Origin of the sequence: Paenibacillus sp. 1182 (assembly GCF_017833915.1) — a bacterium.
GTDB classification, from domain to species: domain Bacteria; phylum Bacillota; class Bacilli; order Paenibacillales; family Paenibacillaceae; genus Paenibacillus; species Paenibacillus polymyxa_D.
On record NZ_JAFICR010000001.1, the window covers coordinates 324128 to 343364 of the forward strand.

The following is a 19237-nucleotide window of genomic DNA, read 5'->3' on the forward strand; positions in this document are numbered from 1 at the left end:
TTATGTAAGATGATATTGGCTTCAAATCAAAGGTATTTTCGGACTGTTTTGACAGTCTGAAAATACCTTTTTTGCTGTAATACAGGGGTTCTTTTTGAGTGTACAGTTTAAATATGGTAAGCTGGTTTTACCAATGTTGGAGAGGAACATCATTTATGAAGCGCAAATTCGGAGACCGGGCCAACTGGCGCAGAATCACCAATCGCAAGTTTGCTTGCCGGTATGTAGAAAGTGACGCGTTTACAGGATATATGACCCTGTATACCATTTTGAGTCTCAAGGAGCCGTTATGGAAGAGTTACGGTGGTCATACGTTTTGCATAGCCGATAAAGGATATTCCTGGCTGCAATATTATCCAAAAGGTGAGCACTATGTGGTGACTGCTATGTTTGACAATCGGGAGCAAATCGTTGAATGGTATATTGATACCTGCCGAAATCAGGGTGTGACTGATCAAGGAGTCCCTTGGTTTGACGATCTGTATTTGGATGTTGTGGTGCTTAAAAACGGTGAAATCTTCCTGGTGGATGAGGATGAATTGGAGGAGGCATTACAACGGGGGCATATCTCAACGCAAGAGGCAGAATTGGCTAACCGTACAGCGGCTGATGTGTTACATCAGATAGATGCCCACGTGTTCCCTTATTTTAAAATGTCGCTGAAACACCGATCAGAATGGTTTCACAACGGTGATTTCAAGAGAGAACGGTGAAAGTTTTGCAGTGGATTAAAGACATCGGGCCCCAACGCCCTGAGTTGAAAAGCAGGCAGAGTCGCCTTAAGAAAATATCTATGGTAACCAAGCGTCTTGTACTTTCTTTGATAATTTTCATTTTGATCGGATTGGTATGGGCAGGAATCCGAGTGTGGAACATGAATACGGCCGCCTCTACCACTCCGCTCCAGCAAGTGCAAATTGGTATCGTATTAGGTGCTTCTATGTGGGGGGCTGAGCCCAGTCCTGGATTGAAGGAAAGGCTGGAAGAAGCCTTGCGCTTATACCGCAACGGGACGGTACAGCATCTAATTGTAAGTGGTGGACTGGATAAACCCGATTTTCCGTATACGGAGGCTGAGGGCATGCAACGCTATTTGGTAGATAGAGGGGTCCCTGTACAGCATATTGTGTTGGAAAACCATGCGACCAGTACTTACGAAAATCTGCTCTATAGCCAGCGCATTATGAAGGAATATGGATGGACCTCTACCGTGATCATCACACATAGCTATCATGGCCCTCGGGCGATGGAGATTGCTCAATTCTTAAAGTTTGATCATCCTCAGATGGCTCTGACGGAATCTAAAGTGCTGAATATGCCAATTCATCAATCAAGAGAAGTATTGGCATACGCTAAATGGACGCTGCAACGGTGGTGGATCAGCGCTCAAACTTGGGTTGCCTGAATTAAAGAAAAGGCTTTGTGCACGTTCCCGTTGCTTTTATGCTAATAAGGACATGCCAGACCGAATACATTAATAGGGTAAGCTGTGCCTGAAGAAATGTTGAGGTGATGGATGCATGAACGGACGGGGAATCGCCGCGGGCAAGCGGTCGGAGGAGAGACCTTCCAGACAAATTAATGTCGTGCTGCGTAGCCCGGAGCCGATAGCTTCGGTGACTGTGGACGAGACGGAAGCAGTGGCTTCAACCAAGTCACAGGCGCTACCGCAGTATCTCAGTCTTTATCAGGAAATTCAGAAAGAACTCGATCATCTCGTCGGCTTGGATAACATCAAAGACCTTGTATTTGAGGTATATGCCTTTTTGCAAATCGCTCATATGCGCACGGATGCGGGATTATTGAGTAATGCACACGTATATCACATGATTTTCAAAGGAAATCCAGGTACGGGGAAAACGACAGTAGCCCGCATTATCGCTAAAATGCTGCAAAAAATGGGGGTACTGAGCAAAGGTCATCTGATTGAGGTGGAGAGGGCTGATCTGGTCGGTGAGTATATTGGCCACACGGCACAAAAAACGCGAGATCTGGTAAAGAAATCTCTTGGCGGCGTGTTGTTCATTGACGAGGCTTACAGTTTGGCACGCGGAGGGGAAAAGGATTTTGGAAAAGAAGCGATTGATACCTTGGTAAAGTCCATGGAAGATCAAAAAAATCAATTTATTTTGATTCTCGCTGGATACTCGGGGGAAATGGACTTTTTTCTACGAACAAATCCTGGTCTTCCTTCTCGCTTTCCAATCCAGTTGGATTTTCCTGATTATACTGTGGATCAGCTTATCCAAATTTCCGAGATGATGGCCAAGGAGCGGGATTATATTCTCATGCCTCAGTCCATAATTAAAATGAAAGAGCATTTGCTAAACGAGCGTAATGACAGTCTTCATGCATTTAGTAATGCACGATATGTTCGTAACGTGATTGAAAAAGCGATTCGGCACCAAGCTGTCAGGTTGCTCAATCAGTACCGGAGCGGGCAACCTGGCAAACAGGAATTGATGACGCTGCGTCCAGAGGATTTGAAAATGGACAAAAGATAGGCGATAATAGGAATCTGAATCATATCGAATTGTATGACATCGAGCGGGGGCCGGCCTGAACATCAGGTCGGTCTCTGTTCGAGAGTTGACATGAAAATAAAGGAGCAAACAATATGGCGAACTCCACTCATGATACACAAACCGAAATGCAGGACAAGGCGGTGCTGGTCAGTCTGATTACGGATGAAGTCAAACGATCTGGCATTAATACGGAATACTCGTTGGATGAGCTGGTGAAACTGGCTGAGACAGCGGGGGTTGAAGTACTGAGCGTTCTGACACAGAATAAGGAAGCCAAGGACTCAAAATGGTTTATCGGCAAAGGAAAAGTAGAGGAATTGCGCGCAGTTGCTGAAGAATTGGGAGCGAATACAGCAATTTTTGATCAGGAGCTCTCGGGGGCCCAAGTACGGAATCTGGAAGAAAGTCTGGATCTCAAAATTATTGACCGTACACAGTTGATTCTGGACATTTTTGCTCAACGTGCAAAAACCCGGGAAGGTATTATTCAGGTTGAACTGGCGCAGTTGTCATATTTACTCCCCCGTTTGTCTGGACATGGCAAAAACCTCTCGCGTCTTGGCGGCGGAATCGGAACACGTGGTCCTGGTGAAAGCAAGCTGGAGACAGACCGTCGTCATATCCGTGACCGAATCAGTGATCTGAAACGCCAATTGGAGGAAGTGACCCGTCACCGGTATTTGCACAGGGAGCGCAGACAAAAGAGCGGTATTGTTCAGGTTGCACTTGTTGGCTATACCAATGCGGGCAAATCGACGCTGTTGAAGCAACTGACAGCAGCCGATGTATATATTGAGAACCAACTGTTTGCGACGCTGGATCCTACCTCCAGAACAATGGAACTTCCGAGTGGAAAAGAAGTTATTCTTACGGATACGGTCGGTTTTATTCAAAATCTTCCTCATGATTTGGTGGCTTCCTTCCGGGCTACTTTGGAGGAGGCGAATGAGGCACATCTCATTTTGCATGTCGTGGATGCGTCTTCGGATATGCGAGACGAACAGATGAAAGTTGTAGAGACGATCTTGCAGCAGCTAGGGGCTGCGGACAAGCCTCAGATCGTATTATTTAACAAAAAAGATGCCTGTACTCCTGAGCAACTCGAAATGCTTCCTTCCGGGGAGGGTTATTTGAAAATCAGCGCTTTTGATGAAGGGGATTTGCTGGGCATTCGCGAACTGATTCAAGAGCATCTGAGTGGTGATACGCTGAGATTTCGTATTCCTGCGGAACGTGGAGATTTAACATCGGTGCTTTATCGAATTGGAGATGTACTACTGACAGAGTATGATGGCAATGATGTCATTTATGAAGTTGAAATTCAAAGAGGCGAGTACGAAAAGTATGGTCATGCGCTCAGCGAGTTCACAGAAGGTTAACATCTAATGATGTTTTTGGGTCAATAAAATGATAATGCTCATCGTTCAAAGTGAACAATAATATAACATGAATAGCCTAAGGCTGCGTAAGAGAGAGGGTCAAGAAAGTAAATGGTAGTTTTTAGTCCAGAAATACAGCAAATTCAGGAAACGGCAGAACATAAAATACAAGAACGTATACAGCACATAGATCATATTGTAGATTCAAATCAGTGGAAGGTAATTCAGGCATTCCAGCGGAAGCAAGTGAGCGATTTCCACTTTGCGGGTTCGACGGGATATGCTTACAATGACCGGGGACGTGAGGTGCTGGAAGAAGTCTATGCGGAAGTGTTCGGTGCGGAGGCAGCGTTGGTGCGTCCGCATTTTGCTTCGGGTACTCATACAATTGCCACTGCTTTATTTGGTGTGCTGCGTCCAGGGGATGAACTGTTGTACATTACTGGGAGGCCTTATGATACCCTGCATAAAGTGATTGGTAAGCCCGGCGACGGAACAGGATCATTGCAGGATTTTGGCGTTACTTATGGAGAAACCTCACTGACAGCGGAAGGTAAAGTGGACTGGGAAGCAGTGAAGGCTGCGATCCATGACAATACCAAAGTAATCGGTATTCAGCGCTCACGCGGTTATGATTGGAGAGCTTCCTTTAGTGTAGCAGATATTGAAGAAATGACAGCACGTGTGAAGGAAATAAAACCTGACGTTATTGTCTTTGTTGACAATTGCTACGGTGAATTTACCGAGAAGCTGGAACCTACTCAAGTCGGTGTCGATTTGATGGCAGGTTCGTTAATTAAAAATCCCGGTGGTGGCATTGCAGAAACGGGTGGATATATCTGCGGCAAACAAAAGTTTGTAGAGCTGGCATCGTACCGATTAACTGCACCTGGAATTGGTGGAGAAGTAGGAGCCATGCTAGGTACTACACGAGGCATATTTCAGGGACTATTCCTTGCTCCAACACTGGTTGGGCAAGCGGTTAAAGGGAGCGTATTCGCAGCTGCGGTCTTTGAAGAGATGGGATTTGAGACCAAACCTGCCTGGCATGAAGAGCGTACGGATTTGATTCAGGCTATTTCTTTTAGTGGACCAGAGCATCTAATTGCTTTTGTACAGGGCATTCAGCGTGCGGCTGCCGTGGATAGCCATGTGGTGCCGGAACCGTGGGATATGCCGGGTTATGAGCATCCAGTTATCATGGCTGCAGGTACGTTCATACAAGGGGGAAGTTTGGAACTATCCGCAGATGCTCCTATTCGTGAGCCTTATATTGGTTACATGCAAGGGGGGTTAACCTACTCTCATGTTAAATTTGGAGTGCTTATGGCTCTGCAAACGATGAAAGAACGTAAATTATTGTGAGTTTTTCTAACATGTCATTGACACTTTGCATCAGCTAAATGTACAATAAGGTGTATAATAGATCACTGGAAGGTTGATGACAAATGGGCGACGAAATTCGCAGAAATATGGCCTTATTTCCAATAGGTATTGTCATGAAGCTAACGGACTTGTCAGCACGTCAGATTCGTTATTATGAACAGCACAACTTGATAGTTCCTGCCCGTACATCTGGAAACCAACGTCTTTTTTCTTTTAATGACGTAGAGCGTCTGCTTGAAATTAAGGCGTTGATCGAGAAAGGTGTTAACATTGCGGGAATTAAACAAGTCATGAATCCGGTTACCAAGGAATCGGAGGAAGCTACGGTTATTACTGCAGATACGGAAGTCAAACGCCGTGAAATGTCTGATACTCAGCTTCACCGCTTGCTGAAACAACAACTTGTTGCAGGCAAAAGACCAGGACAGGTATCCCTGATCCAAGGCGAATTATCACGGTTCTTTAATAAGAGATAATGCTTGACTTAACTCTTGGTATAAGGTCGCCTTACATTAAAACCAGGTCTCATCATTTAAGTAATTTATAGAACAACGGATTCGTATATAGTCGTTACAGAAAGGGAGAGGTTAGAGTGAGTTATAGCAGAGAAGATATCCTTCGGATTGCGAAAGAAGAAAATGTTCGTTTTATTCGTTTGCAATTTACAGATTTGCTGGGCACTATTAAGAACGTTGAAATTCCGGTTAGTCAACTGGAAAAAGCATTGGATAATAAAATGATGTTTGACGGATCTTCCATAGAAGGTTATGTGCGTATTGAAGAATCTGATATGTATTTATATCCGGATTTGGACACTTGGGTTGTATTCCCTTGGGTAACCTCGGATCGTGTAGCTCGTTTGATCTGCGATATTTACAAGCCGGATGGAGTCCCGTTTGCAGGTGACCCGCGGGGCATCTTGAAACGTGTACTTAAGGAAGCCGAAGAGCTGGGATACACTTCGATGAATGTCGGACCGGAGCCTGAATTCTTCTTGTTCAAAACGGATGAAAAAGGCGAGCCAACTACAGAACTGAATGACCAAGGCGGGTATTTTGACCTGGCTCCGATGGATCTGGGTGAAAACTGCCGTCGTGAAATTGTACTTAAGCTTGAAGAGATGGGCTTCGAAATTGAAGCATCCCATCATGAAGTTGCACCTGGTCAGCATGAGATTGACTTTAAATATGCAGACGCGATTAAAGCTGCGGACCAGATTCAAACGTTCAAGCTCGTTGTTAAGACGATTGCTCGTCAGCATGGTTTGCATGCTACCTTTATGCCAAAACCTTTGTTTGGTGTAAATGGCTCCGGTATGCACTGCAATCAATCGTTGTTTAAGGACAATGAAAACGTATTTTATGATGAAACGGACGAACTCGGATTAAGCCAGACGGCCCGCCACTATATGGCTGGTATTCTGAAACATGCACGTGCAATGGCAGCGATCACGAATCCAACAGTAAATTCCTACAAACGTCTCGTACCTGGTTATGAAGCGCCTTGTTATGTGGCTTGGTCTGCAAGCAATCGCAGTCCAATGATTCGGATTCCCGCGTCTCGTGGTCTGAGTACTCGCGTCGAAGTTCGTAACCCTGACCCAGCGGCGAATCCTTATTTAGCCTTGGCAGTGATGCTGAGAGCTGGTTTGGATGGTATCAAACGTCAGTTGGCTCTGCCAGCTCCGATTGATCGTAACATTTACGTGATGTCTGAAGAAGAGCGGATTGAAGAAGGCATTCCAAGTCTGCCTGCAGACTTGAAAGAAGCTTTGTCTGAACTTATTCGGAGCGAAGTTATCTCTGACGCACTGGGTGACCATGCATTGGCCTACTTCTATGAGCTTAAGGAAATTGAATGGGATATGTATCGCACCCAAGTACATCAATGGGAACGTGATCAATATCTGACGCTTTACTAAAATGGGAAATCCCTTGGCGCTCTAAGCGTTGAGGGATTTTTGCTTTGGGGGTAGTATATGGATATTATGAAGTTGAATTATAAAGCGCCCCCAAATTGCCCCCAAACTTTTTATTATCGAAATAAATTCTCAGTAAAAGACTCATATTTCCCCATGTTATTCGATTCTATTTTTTTTGAAATATGAGCATAGATGTCTGATGTTACTTGGATGCTACCATGTCCCAAGCGTTCCTGCCATATTTCATATCAGCACCAGCTTCTAATTGCAATACTGCGTGCGTATGTCGAAGAGAATGGATAGGTAAGGGGGGGAGTGCCGTTCGTTTTAATATCCTAGAAAATGAATTGAACAAAGACGATTTCGGGATCGAACTTCCATCTGTACGACACATAATTAGATTAAGATCATGCCTATACATTTCGCCTAAAGTGATCTTGTTTTGATTTTGAACATTTAGGTGGTGTCTTAATGCAGCCAATAAGGTGTTACTTATTTTTAAGGTTCTTTTTGAGTTGAATGTCTTTGTATCACCAAATAAATCATCAGGATTCTCAGGGAGATCGTAATCTAAAGTTTTACTAACGGTTGCCAAGCCATTTTTTAGATCAATGTCTGGCCACTGTAACGCGCCAACTTCTCCTTTTCGCATACCTGTCTCTAACATAAACATAAAGAAAAACCAATAAATATATCCGTATTTTTTTGCATTTGCTAGAAATTCAGGAATGTGCTCTGACTCAATAAATTTTACTTTATCTGATTTCTTAATCCCCCTGATAGTCACACCTTCACACGGATTCTTATCCAGTTTACCGAGCGTAACAGCCTTTTCTAGCGCGTCATGCATAGTGGAATGTATGAGTTCTACTGTACGTCTACTATAAACTTTATCCCCTCTACCTTTACTCTCAGAAAGCTTATTTATGAATTTTTGATACATGAGCGGCTTTAATTTTTGTAATGTAATTTTTTTGAAGTGGGGTTTTATGTGCTTTTCAATGTTGTACTCATGAAGATTCAACGTATTATGGAGACGTTCTTTGGTGGAACTTCCCGATTGAAGAACCACCATATTGCGGTACACCATTGGATGCAGACTGGCCGGATTATCATACACATTGGACGCCAATAACCATACCTATAATGGATAGAACGGGGCAAGGACATGCCGGAAGTATTTAAAATGCCGAAGTATCCATGTGCATTCTGTAAAAAGCGAAGGCGACACAGCTTTGTGATTTCATAATTGACCACTACCTCACAACAGCTAAGGATGAAAAAGGACGAATGATCGGTATGCAACATGAAACATGAAACATGAAACATGCAATAACCAAATGTGTACGGAATGCATGGTTATTTATGGCGGGCTTGAATTTTGCCCATGATGCAGCAAGCTTTGGAAATATATACAGGACAACCATGAAAGAAAGCCGGGAAGACTCTATGATACCGTATTTGGGAGGAACAACAATGACAGATAAACAACAACAGTATCCAAAATTGACGTATGAACAGCTTGAGGAATTGCATACAAGAATGGAAGAAAACAGCTATTGGCAATTACAACTGGGCTAAATATGAGGAAGGACGAGCTGACAAAGCAACAGAACGGCATGAGGCTGCTCTCCGAGATCGGGACGCTGTATATAAGAAATTGGAAGAGGCTGAATCCCTTATACAACAAAAGGATGCAGAGATAGCCAGGCTGAAAGCTCGCCTCCAAGATGTTTCTACAGTCTAGAAGAGCAGCGGAATATAAGCGATTCAGTAGAGCGTGACTCATGAATTACGCTTATACCTCTATACTAAGTGTTACTTCAGTTATCTTCTTTGATGATATAGATGCAGTAGATATAAGAAAAACAAAGTGGCTGCTAAACAAATATACTGACTTAATTGATGTAATCAAAAACTATGAACATTCATTAGAGCAAATTGAAAACGGAATGTCGGCTTATGACTTGCTTTCAGCCGAAGGCTCTGTAGCAAAAAGGGTAACAGGTCAAGAACTGACGGCAGACGTGACGGCAAATACTGTTTTGCTCAAGGATCAGCGTCACATAAATTACAGGTTTTATCTCCTCATTACAAACAATATCCGTTTTGCAATCTCTAACATTAGGGATGCGCATGAAAAGCTTGCTGCAAAACTTTTGTTCCTAGATGGGATGAAGTATCTAAAAGCTCAACAGTATATGAGCAGAGAGTATAAAAAAGGGATTCATGGTATATCAGCTACGACATTCGCTGATAAAAGACGTAAGGCCATAGAAAATTTAGCGAAAAGTCTTAAAGTCAACCGAACTTTGGATTTTGTGATCATCGACTATGGACGGGGCCGTAATAAGGAAGGAGAAATTGGACTTAGAATGCCAGAAGTAAATTAGACCGTAAGGGCTTAAGCCTTTGCGGTCTTTATTGTTGATGTCTAAAGTCTAGACTGAAAAATAAAGTATTTTCTTAGTGCTTAGGTTAAGATAAGTCCCCTGTTTAAGCACTACATGCTACCCGCGTACGTACTTTAATAGGTGATTGGAAATGGAATATAAATGAGGAGGACTTAGCCCAAGCGAAGGCGCGCGAGCGTTCTTTTTATTGAACTAACTGACAGGATAGCTCAATCGTTTCTCGAATATTTTCTGAGTTGGATAATTTAATGAACTTTGTGAATATAACGTTATCTGAAAGATACGAAATAATTATTTTTTGAAGGGATGATTAAATTGAAGCAAGGGATATTAGTTTTTCTAAATGGAACTTCAAGTTCTGGAAAGACCTCCATATCGACTGAACTCATAAATCAGAAAGAGATCCTTTTTTATCATTTATCAATTGATGATTTTTTTAATAATTACTATGATTTTATTAATAATAAATTTCCAGATGATCCTCCAAAAGAAATAGATCATCAAGTTGTCTCACAAATCCTTGATGATTCCATATTCTCAGTGTACCATTCGACAATTAAACTGTTATTAGAATTGGGTTTTAATGTAATAGCAGATACCATAATCGACAATGACAAGAGATTTAATGAGTTTCTTGATCAATTTTTCGATCAGCCTACGTTATTTATAGGTGTCATATGCTCGGAAGAAGAACTCATAAAAAGAGAGCAAACAAGAGGAGATAGACAGATTGGACTAGTAGCTTCACAGTTTAGCAAAATATATTGCTTTGATGAATATGACCTCGAAGTAAATACTGAAGAGATGAATCCAATAGAATGTGCCGAAAAGATATTAAGTTTTATTAAGTCCAATAAGGAATACTCGATTTTTAAGAAATTAAGTAAAAGAAATGTTAGTGTTTCCTAGATGGCGTATTCACCAGATAACACCATATTCAAACATTGGGCTACGCCCCTCGGTCTGCCCGAGGGATTTAGGGATTAAGCTAACGAGGAACGTTAGTTCAATGGAACAGCGACAGTCTAGGACTTTTTTTCGTCCTTTGCTGTCGCTGTTTCAATTTCTAGGCTCAGTCTACTACTTTATTTTCTTCTGATAGTAAGAACTATGTATATCCGTAGTAGGTACGGAGTAGAAAGGATTTACACTCTATTCAGGAACAAATAAAATCCATTCTAGGAGGCAATAAACATGGCACATAGTTACGCTTACTTGGACAAGGAAAAAATTCTCCATCTCCATCCGTTGGAAGATGAAGCAGTTAAGCATGGCAAGTATATGGGTACAAATCTGGATTACGACGAAAGTGGCTTCCCGATTATCGGCGGTGAAGGTGTAGTTTACTATGTAGACAAAGACACAGCTTATGTAAACGGAAATGAACATGATGGCAAACAAATTGCTGTACCAAGTGGCCTTAAAACACTAGCTGATCAACTTCTGTAATCGTTAAGATTTAAACGTGGTGGCGGAATAGACGCAAGGCCGTGATACATGCCTCGCCCACATCGAAACTAACTACAACTAATTCGAGACAGCCGTAAAGAGAGTCATAATACCCCATCAATAAGGGCGGCAGTGGCAAGCGCATGACGGAGGGTTAGGGCGTATTCAAAACTAAATCTATGAGAAAGACATTCGGGTACTATTTTTATAACGAAACGAAGGATATAGCGTTACTAATGGATCTGTTCAATCACACTGAACAGAAGGTGACATTACGTTATGTAGGTATCCTTCAGGACACTTTAGACGATGTTTTGAAGGATTTTGAGTTGTAGCAATTCTCTACAATAGGGTAACCGTGAATTCAAAATGGGAAAAGGACAACAAAACAAATAGCACCAAGCAATCTACGTGTTTTATGAGTTACCGAGAATATATAGTATAGTGAATTAGTTTTACATTATTTAGTTTAACAAGTGCTAGTTTTCTAGTAGTTAGAACAACATCACGAATAAATGCAAGTGGAGCGCTAGATTTATTTTTAGGCCTCCGCGTTAAAACCAACTCGAATACTTTGGTGGTGGTGAAAATTAAGTGAGCAGAGAACGAAATCCAAACCGGAAAAAGGCGCTGAAAATGTGGTTGGATAGCGGACGTGAAATGAAACTTAAGGATATAGCGTTAAAGCTGGGTGTGAGCGATTCCAGCATCCGCAAATGGAAGGCACTGGACAAGTGGAGCGAGCTTCCCGAAAAAAGAAAACGCGGGGGGCAAACAGGTAATAGGAATGCAAAAGGGAATAAGGGCGGAAGTGGTGGCCCTCCTGGGAACGACAAAGCAGTCACACATGGATTCTTCCGTAAATTTATGCCTCAGAATCCTGAGTTTCTTGAAATCATGGACGCAGTTCAAGAAATGGACCCAGTTGAAATGATCTGGTACAACATAACAACCCAATTCCAAGGCATCGTATGGGCACAACGAATTATGTTTGTTGAGGATAAAGGGGGAAATGATTAAAGAACTTAAAAAAGTCGAATATGAAATACACAATACAGGCACTAGGAAAGAGAAGAAGCTTGAGCAAGTAGCAATTAAAGAAGAACATGAATTTCAATTTTCATGGGACCGTTACGCTACTTATCTGAAAGCTCAATCGGCAGCAATGTCCGAACTTCGAGGTGCCATAAAGCAGTTTCTAGCAATTGCTCCAGAGGAAGATGAACGTCGTATGAAGCTTGATCAAATGCAAGCACAGGTCGAGAACGCGTCTTCAAATTGAAGAATTGAAAAACGAAAAAGGTGATTCGGAAGAAGACCTTATTGATGATTGGGTAGAGGCGATAATGGATGATGGCGAAGAAAACGGTGAGCTTGACCAAACGGATGGCGGCATTCAAGAAAAGGATGCCAGTGTACCGAAAAAGTCCTAAAACATTTTTCAAAGAGATTTTGAATTTTAACCCTGATAAGTGGCAAGAGAACGTTTCAGATGACATTGCAAAGTATCGTTTTGTTTCCGTAAGGTCCGGTCAGGAAGTGGGTAAGACTGCGCTTGAAGCGGCAATCTCACTATGGTTTTTATGCTGTTTCCCGTTTCCGCGCGTTGTTTGTACAGCTCCAACGAGGCAACAACTCAATGATGTGCTGTGGGCGGAGATCAGTAAATGGCAGTCCCAAAGTCCGATACTAAAACGTATCCTCAAATGGACTAAAACGAAGATATACATGAACAATTATGAGGAACGCTGGTTTGCAACAGCACGTACAGCCACAAAGCCCGAGAACATGCAGGGTTTTCACGAAGAATTATATGCTATTTATTGTGGACGAGGCTTCTGGTGTAGATGACAGAATTATGGCTGCAATATTTGGTACGCTATCAGGAGATTACAATAAACTTTTCATGTGCGGGAACCCGACTAAAACGAGCGGGTTCTTTTTTGATTCTCATAATAGAGATCGAGCGATATACAGGACACACCGTGTATCTTGCTTGGACAGCCCGAGAACCAGTAAAGAGAGCATCGAAATGCTCAAGGCGAAATATGGTGAGGGTAGTGATGTTTGGCGCGTTCGGATGTTGGGTGAATTCCCACGGGGAGAATCAGATACATTTATTTCGTTGGAAGTGGCGGAATTCGCAGCTAGAGAAGTGAAGCTGGAACCGAGCGGAGAAATGCTAACCATAGGCGTTGACGTTGCACGGTTTGGTGATGATGAAACCTCAATGTTTGCTGGTATAGGGCCAAGAGTTGTAGGGGAACACCATCATTTCAAGAAAGACACAATGGTTACTGCTGGTTGGGTAATCAGTCTGGCTAAAGAGCTACATATAGCTCATCCATATTTAAATCGAATCAGAATAAGAGTTGATGATAGCGGTGTAGGTGGAGGTGTAACGGATCGACTAAATGAAATCGTAGCTGAAGAGGGGCTACCATATGAAATCATTCCAATTAACAATGGTTCTTCATCTTTAGATGAGCACTATGGGAACCTAGTTACTGAAATGTGGGCATCTATTAAGGATCAATTGGAACAGAATATGAATAATTTCATAAATGGAGATGTGAGCGTTCTACAATTGCCTGATGATGATGTACTAATAACCCAACTTACAGCACGTAAATGGAACATGACCAGCAAGGGTAAAATGCTGCTTGAAAGTAAGAAGGATATGAAAAAGCGTGGGCTCAAGTCACCAGACCGAGCTGACGCTTTTGTTTAGACATTTGGGGAATATTTGATGGAACCAGATACACATACACATATTATGCTTCCTTCAATAGGTAGTGTAGCAGTAAAAAGATAATGTGGTAGAGCGGTTTTATAAGACAAAAGATAGCGGTTACACAGGCGTTCATATGGAGAGCATCAATCTACTAACGCAATCAGTAAACAGAGAACATCGCCGTTTACAATGTGGTCAAGGAAGCAGAGCTGGCAGTTAAGGATCGACTGATTGATCTAGCATGAGTAAACTGTCTTGCATTCAGAAGAAGGTAATTCTTCGAGCTAATTGGACGATGAGGGTGAATTTGATTACTTCAGTTGTGGGGAGATGGGGATTAGCCAGAGTTCCTTCAGCCGGATTAAGGCTGAAGCAATCGGAATATTAGCGGCTGCTTTAAAGCTGACAGTATCTCAGGAAATAAAAGGTGTAACGGTTGAGGTCGGCTGATGTCGACCTTTATTGTCAACTTGTCGATTTTCAGTGTCGCTGTTTGTCGAATGAAAGGTACTTAAGACACTCTTATTAATACTGTAATTATATTATGTAAATTATGAAATATAGACTATGTAAATTGAAATTCCTAAATGTTACAATTTAATGGAAATTTATTAATGAGGAGTGAGGGAATGAATTTTAAAAAAATTATATCTTTATCAGTTGCATTTGCTATAACCCTAGGTTTGGCAGGTCCTCAAGTATTTGCTGAGAATGATTTAGGTGATTCTGAGGCAAAAAATGATATTGTTCTCGAAAGTAATGAATTTAATGTTAATTCAGTAACGTCTGTGACTTATGGAGAGATTCAGTACATACCTGATAAGTATTTCCCTAAGAAACAAAAGCCTGGAGAAGTTCAGCCAATGTTCATACCAGCGGCAGCAGGAATTTACTTTATTCCTGGTGTTGGTGAAGTAGCTTTGGTAGCTACTGGAGCAGTGGTTGTCGGAGGGGCAGCTTATTATGCTGGTTCTGCTGTTTATGAAAAGGTTCGGGTTTACTTTGCAGAAAAAGAAGCAGCAGAAAAAGAAGCAGCGCAAGAAAAAAGTTATCAAGACGCTAAACAAAGAGGCGTTCCTGCTGGCACACATTCTGAAAAGCATCCTCCTTTTAATAAGTTAGGTATAAACGGGAAATCTCGTTCCTCTGAAGATTTGTATGATAGTAAAGGATTGAAACAAAGAAGATATTATGATAAAAATGGTAATGCAGATGAGGATATAGATTATGATCATTCGAATGCAGATGGATCACACACCTTCCCACATCGACACAAATGGGTAAACGGACGAAGAATGTAGGTGAGATATAAAATGAGCGAGAATGAAATTACCCATCAAGAAATTATAGAATTTTTTCAACAGCACAGGGAAATAGAGTTTTATTATCGCGATAAGTTGTATGCCTTTCTTTCTTACAATGGAGGATTCGTGCTTGTTTGTGAAAACAAAGCGATAACTCCTACTTTCGAAACGTATGAAGAGATGGTAGAGAAAGGTTTGATTGACGGCAAGAAATTTTTGGAGAGATTTAAAAATAATGAATTAATAATTTCTTCCATACTTTAACATATCAGAGGGTGCCTATTAAGGTGCCCTCTTTTTTAATATTGTGCAGATAGCATAATGTCGGTCTACTTTTTTTGCGGAAAATTCCGATATATAACAAAAAAGGAGGAATACTATGTTTAAGAAATACACAGATTATTCGAGCACAAGGGAATACTTAAAGGAAAGATTTGAATTAAAGAGGAAATGGCTGAGATTTCAAAAAACATTTACGCTAGAAAAACTTGAAGTTGTTAAAACAACTTTAAAAAAAGAACATTCTCTAATTGAACTTGGCACCATAAAATCTGATATAAAAAGTGAACTAGATCAGCACAAATCTCTTGCAAGTTCAATACCAATGATAACTATTGTAATTACAATACTAGTGAGTACGCTTAGTAACAATACTACCTTGAATACAAGCTTAGACAATCAATTGAATACTTTAAGAATGAAATTTATGGATATTGTTACGGAACAATATCCACATCAAGATAAAGTTAATACATTTGGGGAGTATACGTTGAAAAAAATTAATGATTTGTCCGCCAGCTACTTCTTTGGTCATATTTATTCATGGATTCTTTATTTTTTGGCTTTATGTATGATTATCTTATTAGCATACTATTATGTTAGAACGAGATTTTTATCTTCTTTAGAGAATATAGTTGCTCAAAGTTATGAGGAAAAGGAAAGAGAAGAAAAGGAAGCTAAAGACCACCAGAAAAGACAGGAGCAATTAGATAAGAAACTTAAGCAAAAACAATTAGAAGATAGGAAAGCTAACTACAACAAAAAGAGGATTCAACTACCTGATAATTTTAAAAATATTGCCCGTTATTTGACCAAGAATTGAGGGCTTTATGACCTGCCATTGGACCATTGATATGGTGAAGTTGTATCATGGAAAATCAAATAAGGAACGAACCGCAGCTTTTCAGCCTCGGTGATCAGGTCGGCCAATGTGCCGGCCTTTTTGGTTTTTCAACAAAATATATTAGGAGGACATGATCATGTCTGCAAAACCACGTTTCGCATTTTTGAGTGAGGAGGGAATCTTGCACTTACACGATGAGGAGCACGCTTCGCAGCACGGCAAGTACGTACAAACAAGCCTGACTGACGACGAGAGCGGCTATCCAGTCGTTGAGGGTCAGGGCGTTGTGTATTATGCCAATGATGATAAGGCTTATGTTAAGGGTAACAAGAAAGATGGTCAGCTTATCCCAACACCGCCAGTGCTCAAGCAGCTCGCAGCAGAGCTTCTGTAATTGAGCAGTTTCCAGAATTACTCCTCGGATTATTCCGGGGTTTTATGGCACGCGCAGGCGGCAAGGAACCAGTTAACCAGCGGAAACATGAAACAGCCTGGTCAGAACCCTTGCGCGGTTCAATTCCGCAGCGTGTCTTCTATTTTTCCATCGATGGGAGAGGTATTGTGAAAAAGAGTCCGAAAACAGGAAAATGTATGCTTTGCAATGACCCTAATCCGAACCGGGAGAACACAACAATGGGCGCATCCTTTTGTAATACGTGCTGGGAAACTATGAAGTCCGGTGATGAGGATAAACTGGGTGAGAGAATTGTCTGGGACGAGTGTTTGATGGAAATAAAGTGTTAGACCGTGAAAATATAGTTCTAGACTGGCAGCTGCGGCGTTAAGCCAACGGGCAGGATGGTAGATAAAATATGTTATTATTGGATTGTGCAAAGTTTATTCCGCCTATTCGAAGGGAGATTAGTAGAAATGCAAAGTGCTCAACAGGTGCTAACAAATTATTTTCAAGCATTAGGAAGCAAACAGATTGATAAAGTGATCGAATTGGTTCATGATGAAGCGAAATTTATTATTCTTAAAAAAGAGCCTTCTAATAAAATTCCTTTATACGGCACATTTCATGGAAAAGAAGGTGTTAGAAATTATTTAAACTTATTAGAAGAAGCAGAACAAATAGAGAGTTTTGTCCTTCACAAACTCATCGGTAATAAGGAAGCAGCGTGTGCATGGGGGAATTTCCGCATCAAGGTCAATGTAACCGGGAAAGTGTTCGAGAGTGATTGGGCAATTATTTGTGAAGTAGAACAGGAGAAGATAATGTTTTTTCAAATCTTCGAAGATACTGCCGCACTAGAAGAAGCTTTTGATTTAAGAGACTGTTGATGTTAGTGCACCTACACATCACTATGCTGAGTAATCATACGAAAACGTAGGTTATTGGCCGGTAACATATCGAATTTGGTCAAGTATGCGCTACGCTAACGAAGAACGTTAATAGAATGATAACAGCGGCAGTCTAAGACTTTATTTTTACTTAATAGCGAGTAATATCGAGAAAGTGAGCAAAAGCCAGCTTATAATGGTTTAATTGCCCATTTTCCGGTATTGTCCGGTCTTAGTTCTTTGACGGCCATTTTCTAATATCAGTAAAATGGTCTTGTTTGTTACTAAGTACAAATGCTTTTATGCAACAACGTAGCGTTTTGCATCCCGCTTGCGGGAATAGAACCTATCGCTGTTTCTTTTTTCGGGTTTTAAATAAGCGCCTCGGTTCATTTGGTGCTCTAAATACATAGGCAGATACAAGTCACTCATTTGGGTGGCTTTTTTATTGCCTTGAAAGGATTTTTGGTTTGAAGAAGAAGCAGAAGAAAGGAATTTTGCTATACATGAAAGGCCCACCAAAACAGCCGAAAAAATGCAAAGGTTGTCTATGGGGTAGGTGGAACGGAGTTAAGCAGTTTTGTTCCCGTACAGCTTGTGTGAAAGAATGAATTAATCCCATCTAAAATATCTTGCCTTACACAACGTTACACTTCTATGCATAGGCTATCAGGAAGTAAAAACTTTACTGAGGAGTGTGACAAAAATGTATTATACCCACGGGGGAATACAGTATTACCCAGCAGGTAGACCGCCACAACAGCATATTATAAATCCAAATCAGGTTAAAAATTACCTGAATCAAGCCGTTGATATGAGGATGAGTAATGGACACCGTCTTTGTAACGTCTTTATTACGTATGTGTCTCCGCAGACAGATAAAACACAACCAGACTATGGAGATATGACTTATGTAAGAATTATTGATGGAAAGTTCGTTTCTTTATCAAATAATACACAAAACATTGACGAGGTCGGACCTGCTGGTTCCTTATGTGGTCATCGACCATCGTGGTAGAATGTTAAGCACCCATTGAGGTGCTTTTTCTTTTGCTCTTATACGCCAATATGTGAGTTGTTCTAAGCACTTTTTCCGTTATCCGGACGAATTACCGGAAAGAGTACAGCAAAGAGCAGAGAGAGGGCATACATACGCTCTGACAGCCTGTTATCCTGATGCCCTGCTACCCGAATAGTGGAAACCAACTCTAACTCAAATAGCCTTTTGAACATTTACACTACCTCTTTCATAGTATATGGCAGTTGATAAAGAGAGGTGGCTACTGATGGAAATACCAATAACAGGTTTTGTTGTTCATTCCCGTGATTCCGAATCTAACCATTCGCATAAGCTTTTTATTAGTTCGTGGGACGGTAGACCAGTTAATGTTCACGTACATCCTTTTAGTGGGAATACATCACTTGATGTAGGACACTACCACCATTACGCTGGAGTAACAGAACCAGCTCCAAGTGGTGTTCCGCATGTTCATAATTATTATGCAGAAACATCATTTAACGATCAACATACGCATCTAATTAGAGGTACTACAGGACCAGCCATTCACTTGACAGGTGGTGGGCATTACCATCATTTTGAAGGGTATACAACAGTAAACGGTAGAATTCCTCACGCCCATAGGTACAGTGGAAATACTGGAGATGAGAAAGACTACCGATATTAATCAATTTGAAAAACTCATCCCCATACAAATAGT

General features: G+C 41.3%; 21 protein-coding genes and 1 pseudogene. 20 read left to right on the forward strand and 2 right to left on the reverse strand.

The genetic code is table 11. The features are described 5' to 3' along the window. Positions 1-155 precede the first annotated feature (155 nt). From JOD82_RS01600 to glnA, 7 genes are all read left to right on the forward strand, one after another. A complete protein-coding gene (locus tag JOD82_RS01600) occupies positions 156-713 on the forward strand; it encodes a ribonuclease FAU-1 family protein (protein WP_069010609.1) in 558 nt (185 codons plus the stop codon). Beyond that, positions 710-1405, forward strand: a complete 696-nt coding sequence (locus JOD82_RS01605) for a YdcF family protein (protein ID WP_029518114.1) — start codon at positions 710-712, stop codon at positions 1403-1405. The genes JOD82_RS01600 and JOD82_RS01605 overlap by 4 nt, the downstream gene beginning before the upstream one ends. 115 nt (positions 1406-1520) lie before the next feature. Further along, on the forward strand, positions 1521-2504 hold the full coding sequence (locus JOD82_RS01610) for an AAA family ATPase (protein ID WP_025718768.1): 984 nt from the start codon (positions 1521-1523) through the stop codon (positions 2502-2504). 113 nt (positions 2505-2617) lie between these two features. Beyond that, positions 2618-3904: a GTPase HflX gene (hflX, locus tag JOD82_RS01615; RefSeq protein WP_029517891.1), complete on the forward strand. Its 1287-nt coding sequence runs from the start codon at positions 2618-2620 to the stop codon at positions 3902-3904. A gap of 111 nt (positions 3905-4015) precedes the next feature. Continuing rightward, positions 4016-5269 (forward strand): methionine gamma-lyase family protein, encoded by a 1254-nt coding sequence (locus tag JOD82_RS01620; RefSeq protein ID WP_029517890.1) that lies wholly within the window; start codon positions 4016-4018, stop codon positions 5267-5269. 83 nt (positions 5270-5352) lie between these two features. Next, positions 5353-5766 carry a MerR family transcriptional regulator gene (locus JOD82_RS01625; protein WP_007430683.1) on the forward strand — a complete coding sequence of 138 codons (414 nt, stop codon included), beginning with the start codon at positions 5353-5355 and terminating at the stop codon, positions 5764-5766. A gap of 116 nt (positions 5767-5882) precedes the next feature. After that, entirely contained in the window at positions 5883-7211 is a 1329-nt protein-coding gene (gene glnA, locus JOD82_RS01630; RefSeq protein WP_013310575.1) for a type I glutamate--ammonia ligase, read from the forward strand. Between the two features lie 202 nt (positions 7212-7413). Here glnA and JOD82_RS28930 read toward each other — a convergent pair whose 3' ends face one another. Next, complete coding sequence (locus JOD82_RS28930; RefSeq protein WP_049817008.1) at positions 7414-8286, reverse strand: site-specific integrase; 873 nt, start codon at positions 8284-8286, stop codon at positions 7414-7416. A gap of 712 nt (positions 8287-8998) precedes the next feature. Here JOD82_RS28930 and JOD82_RS01645 point away from each other — a divergent pair. The 12 genes and pseudogenes from JOD82_RS01645 (at position 8999) to JOD82_RS01695 (ending at position 18537) form a co-directional block, all read left to right on the forward strand. Then, positions 8999-9604, forward strand: coding sequence for a hypothetical protein (locus JOD82_RS01645; protein WP_069010607.1), 606 nt, complete (start codon positions 8999-9001; stop codon positions 9602-9604). Positions 9605-9940: 336 nt separating this feature from the next. Then, entirely contained in the window at positions 9941-10534 is a 594-nt protein-coding gene (locus tag JOD82_RS01650; RefSeq protein ID WP_069010606.1) for a chloramphenicol phosphotransferase CPT family protein, read from the forward strand. Between the two features lie 285 nt (positions 10535-10819). Beyond that, positions 10820-11074 (forward strand): hypothetical protein, encoded by a 255-nt coding sequence (locus JOD82_RS01655; protein ID WP_069010605.1) that lies wholly within the window; start codon positions 10820-10822, stop codon positions 11072-11074. A 594-nt stretch (positions 11075-11668) separates the two neighbouring features. Beyond that, positions 11669-12094 (forward strand): phage terminase small subunit, encoded by a 426-nt coding sequence (terS, locus tag JOD82_RS28935; protein WP_069010604.1) that lies wholly within the window; start codon positions 11669-11671, stop codon positions 12092-12094. Then, positions 12087-12356, forward strand: coding sequence for a hypothetical protein (locus JOD82_RS28940; RefSeq protein ID WP_069010603.1), 270 nt, complete (start codon positions 12087-12089; stop codon positions 12354-12356). The genes terS and JOD82_RS28940 overlap by 8 nt, the downstream gene beginning before the upstream one ends. Positions 12357-12460: 104 nt before the next feature. After that, a pseudogene (locus tag JOD82_RS01665) lies at positions 12461-13805 on the forward strand (DEAD/DEAH box helicase family protein). 632 nt (positions 13806-14437) lie between these two features. After that, positions 14438-15109: a hypothetical protein gene (locus JOD82_RS01670; protein WP_069010602.1), complete on the forward strand. Its 672-nt coding sequence runs from the start codon at positions 14438-14440 to the stop codon at positions 15107-15109. 12 nt (positions 15110-15121) lie between these two features. Then, positions 15122-15376, forward strand: a complete 255-nt coding sequence (locus JOD82_RS01675) for a hypothetical protein (RefSeq protein WP_069010601.1) — start codon at positions 15122-15124, stop codon at positions 15374-15376. A 115-nt stretch (positions 15377-15491) separates the two neighbouring features. Continuing rightward, on the forward strand, positions 15492-16214 hold the full coding sequence (locus tag JOD82_RS01680; protein WP_069010600.1) for a hypothetical protein: 723 nt from the start codon (positions 15492-15494) through the stop codon (positions 16212-16214). Between the two features lie 157 nt (positions 16215-16371). Next, complete coding sequence (locus JOD82_RS01685; RefSeq protein WP_069010599.1) at positions 16372-16629, forward strand: hypothetical protein; 258 nt, start codon at positions 16372-16374, stop codon at positions 16627-16629. Between the two features lie 476 nt (positions 16630-17105). Then, positions 17106-17519 (forward strand): nuclear transport factor 2 family protein, encoded by a 414-nt coding sequence (locus JOD82_RS01690; protein WP_069010597.1) that lies wholly within the window; start codon positions 17106-17108, stop codon positions 17517-17519. 706 nt (positions 17520-18225) lie between these two features. Beyond that, complete coding sequence (locus JOD82_RS01695) at positions 18226-18537, forward strand: hypothetical protein (RefSeq protein ID WP_029517857.1); 312 nt, start codon at positions 18226-18228, stop codon at positions 18535-18537. Positions 18538-18599: 62 nt separating this feature from the next. Here JOD82_RS01695 and JOD82_RS01700 read toward each other — a convergent pair whose 3' ends face one another. Beyond that, a complete protein-coding gene (locus JOD82_RS01700; protein ID WP_176715691.1) occupies positions 18600-18752 on the reverse strand; it encodes a hypothetical protein in 153 nt (50 codons plus the stop codon). A gap of 53 nt (positions 18753-18805) precedes the next feature. Between JOD82_RS01700 and JOD82_RS01705 the strand changes: the two genes are divergently transcribed. Next, positions 18806-19204, forward strand: a complete 399-nt coding sequence (locus tag JOD82_RS01705; RefSeq protein ID WP_081317533.1) for a YmaF family protein — start codon at positions 18806-18808, stop codon at positions 19202-19204. The last annotated feature ends 33 nt before the right edge of the window (positions 19205-19237 follow it).

Coding starts and splice junctions, on each gene's coding strand:
- JOD82_RS01600 (WP_069010609.1), top strand. CDS start 156: ATGAAGCGCAAATTCGGAGACCGGGCCAACTGGCGCAGAATCACCAAT.
- JOD82_RS01610 (WP_025718768.1), top strand. CDS start 1,521: ATGAACGGACGGGGAATCGCCGCGGGCAAGCGGTCGGAGGAGAGACCT.
- hflX (WP_029517891.1), top strand. CDS start 2,618: ATGGCGAACTCCACTCATGATACACAAACCGAAATGCAGGACAAGGCG.
- JOD82_RS01620 (WP_029517890.1), top strand. CDS start 4,016: ATGGTAGTTTTTAGTCCAGAAATACAGCAAATTCAGGAAACGGCAGAA.
- JOD82_RS01625 (WP_007430683.1), top strand. CDS start 5,353: ATGGGCGACGAAATTCGCAGAAATATGGCCTTATTTCCAATAGGTATT.
- JOD82_RS28930 (WP_049817008.1), bottom strand. CDS start 8,286: ATGGTGGTTCTTCAATCGGGAAGTTCCACCAAAGAACGTCTCCATAAT.
- JOD82_RS01645 (WP_069010607.1), top strand. CDS start 8,999: ATGAATTACGCTTATACCTCTATACTAAGTGTTACTTCAGTTATCTTC.
- JOD82_RS01655 (WP_069010605.1), top strand. CDS start 10,820: ATGGCACATAGTTACGCTTACTTGGACAAGGAAAAAATTCTCCATCTC.
- JOD82_RS28940 (WP_069010603.1), top strand. CDS start 12,087: ATGATTAAAGAACTTAAAAAAGTCGAATATGAAATACACAATACAGGC.
- JOD82_RS01670 (WP_069010602.1), top strand. CDS start 14,438: ATGAATTTTAAAAAAATTATATCTTTATCAGTTGCATTTGCTATAACC.
- JOD82_RS01675 (WP_069010601.1), top strand. CDS start 15,122: ATGAGCGAGAATGAAATTACCCATCAAGAAATTATAGAATTTTTTCAA.
- JOD82_RS01680 (WP_069010600.1), top strand. CDS start 15,492: ATGTTTAAGAAATACACAGATTATTCGAGCACAAGGGAATACTTAAAG.
- JOD82_RS01685 (WP_069010599.1), top strand. CDS start 16,372: ATGTCTGCAAAACCACGTTTCGCATTTTTGAGTGAGGAGGGAATCTTG.
- JOD82_RS01690 (WP_069010597.1), top strand. CDS start 17,106: ATGCAAAGTGCTCAACAGGTGCTAACAAATTATTTTCAAGCATTAGGA.
- JOD82_RS01695 (WP_029517857.1), top strand. CDS start 18,226: ATGTATTATACCCACGGGGGAATACAGTATTACCCAGCAGGTAGACCG.
- JOD82_RS01700 (WP_176715691.1), bottom strand. CDS start 18,752: ATGTTCAAAAGGCTATTTGAGTTAGAGTTGGTTTCCACTATTCGGGTA.
- JOD82_RS01705 (WP_081317533.1), top strand. CDS start 18,806: ATGGAAATACCAATAACAGGTTTTGTTGTTCATTCCCGTGATTCCGAA.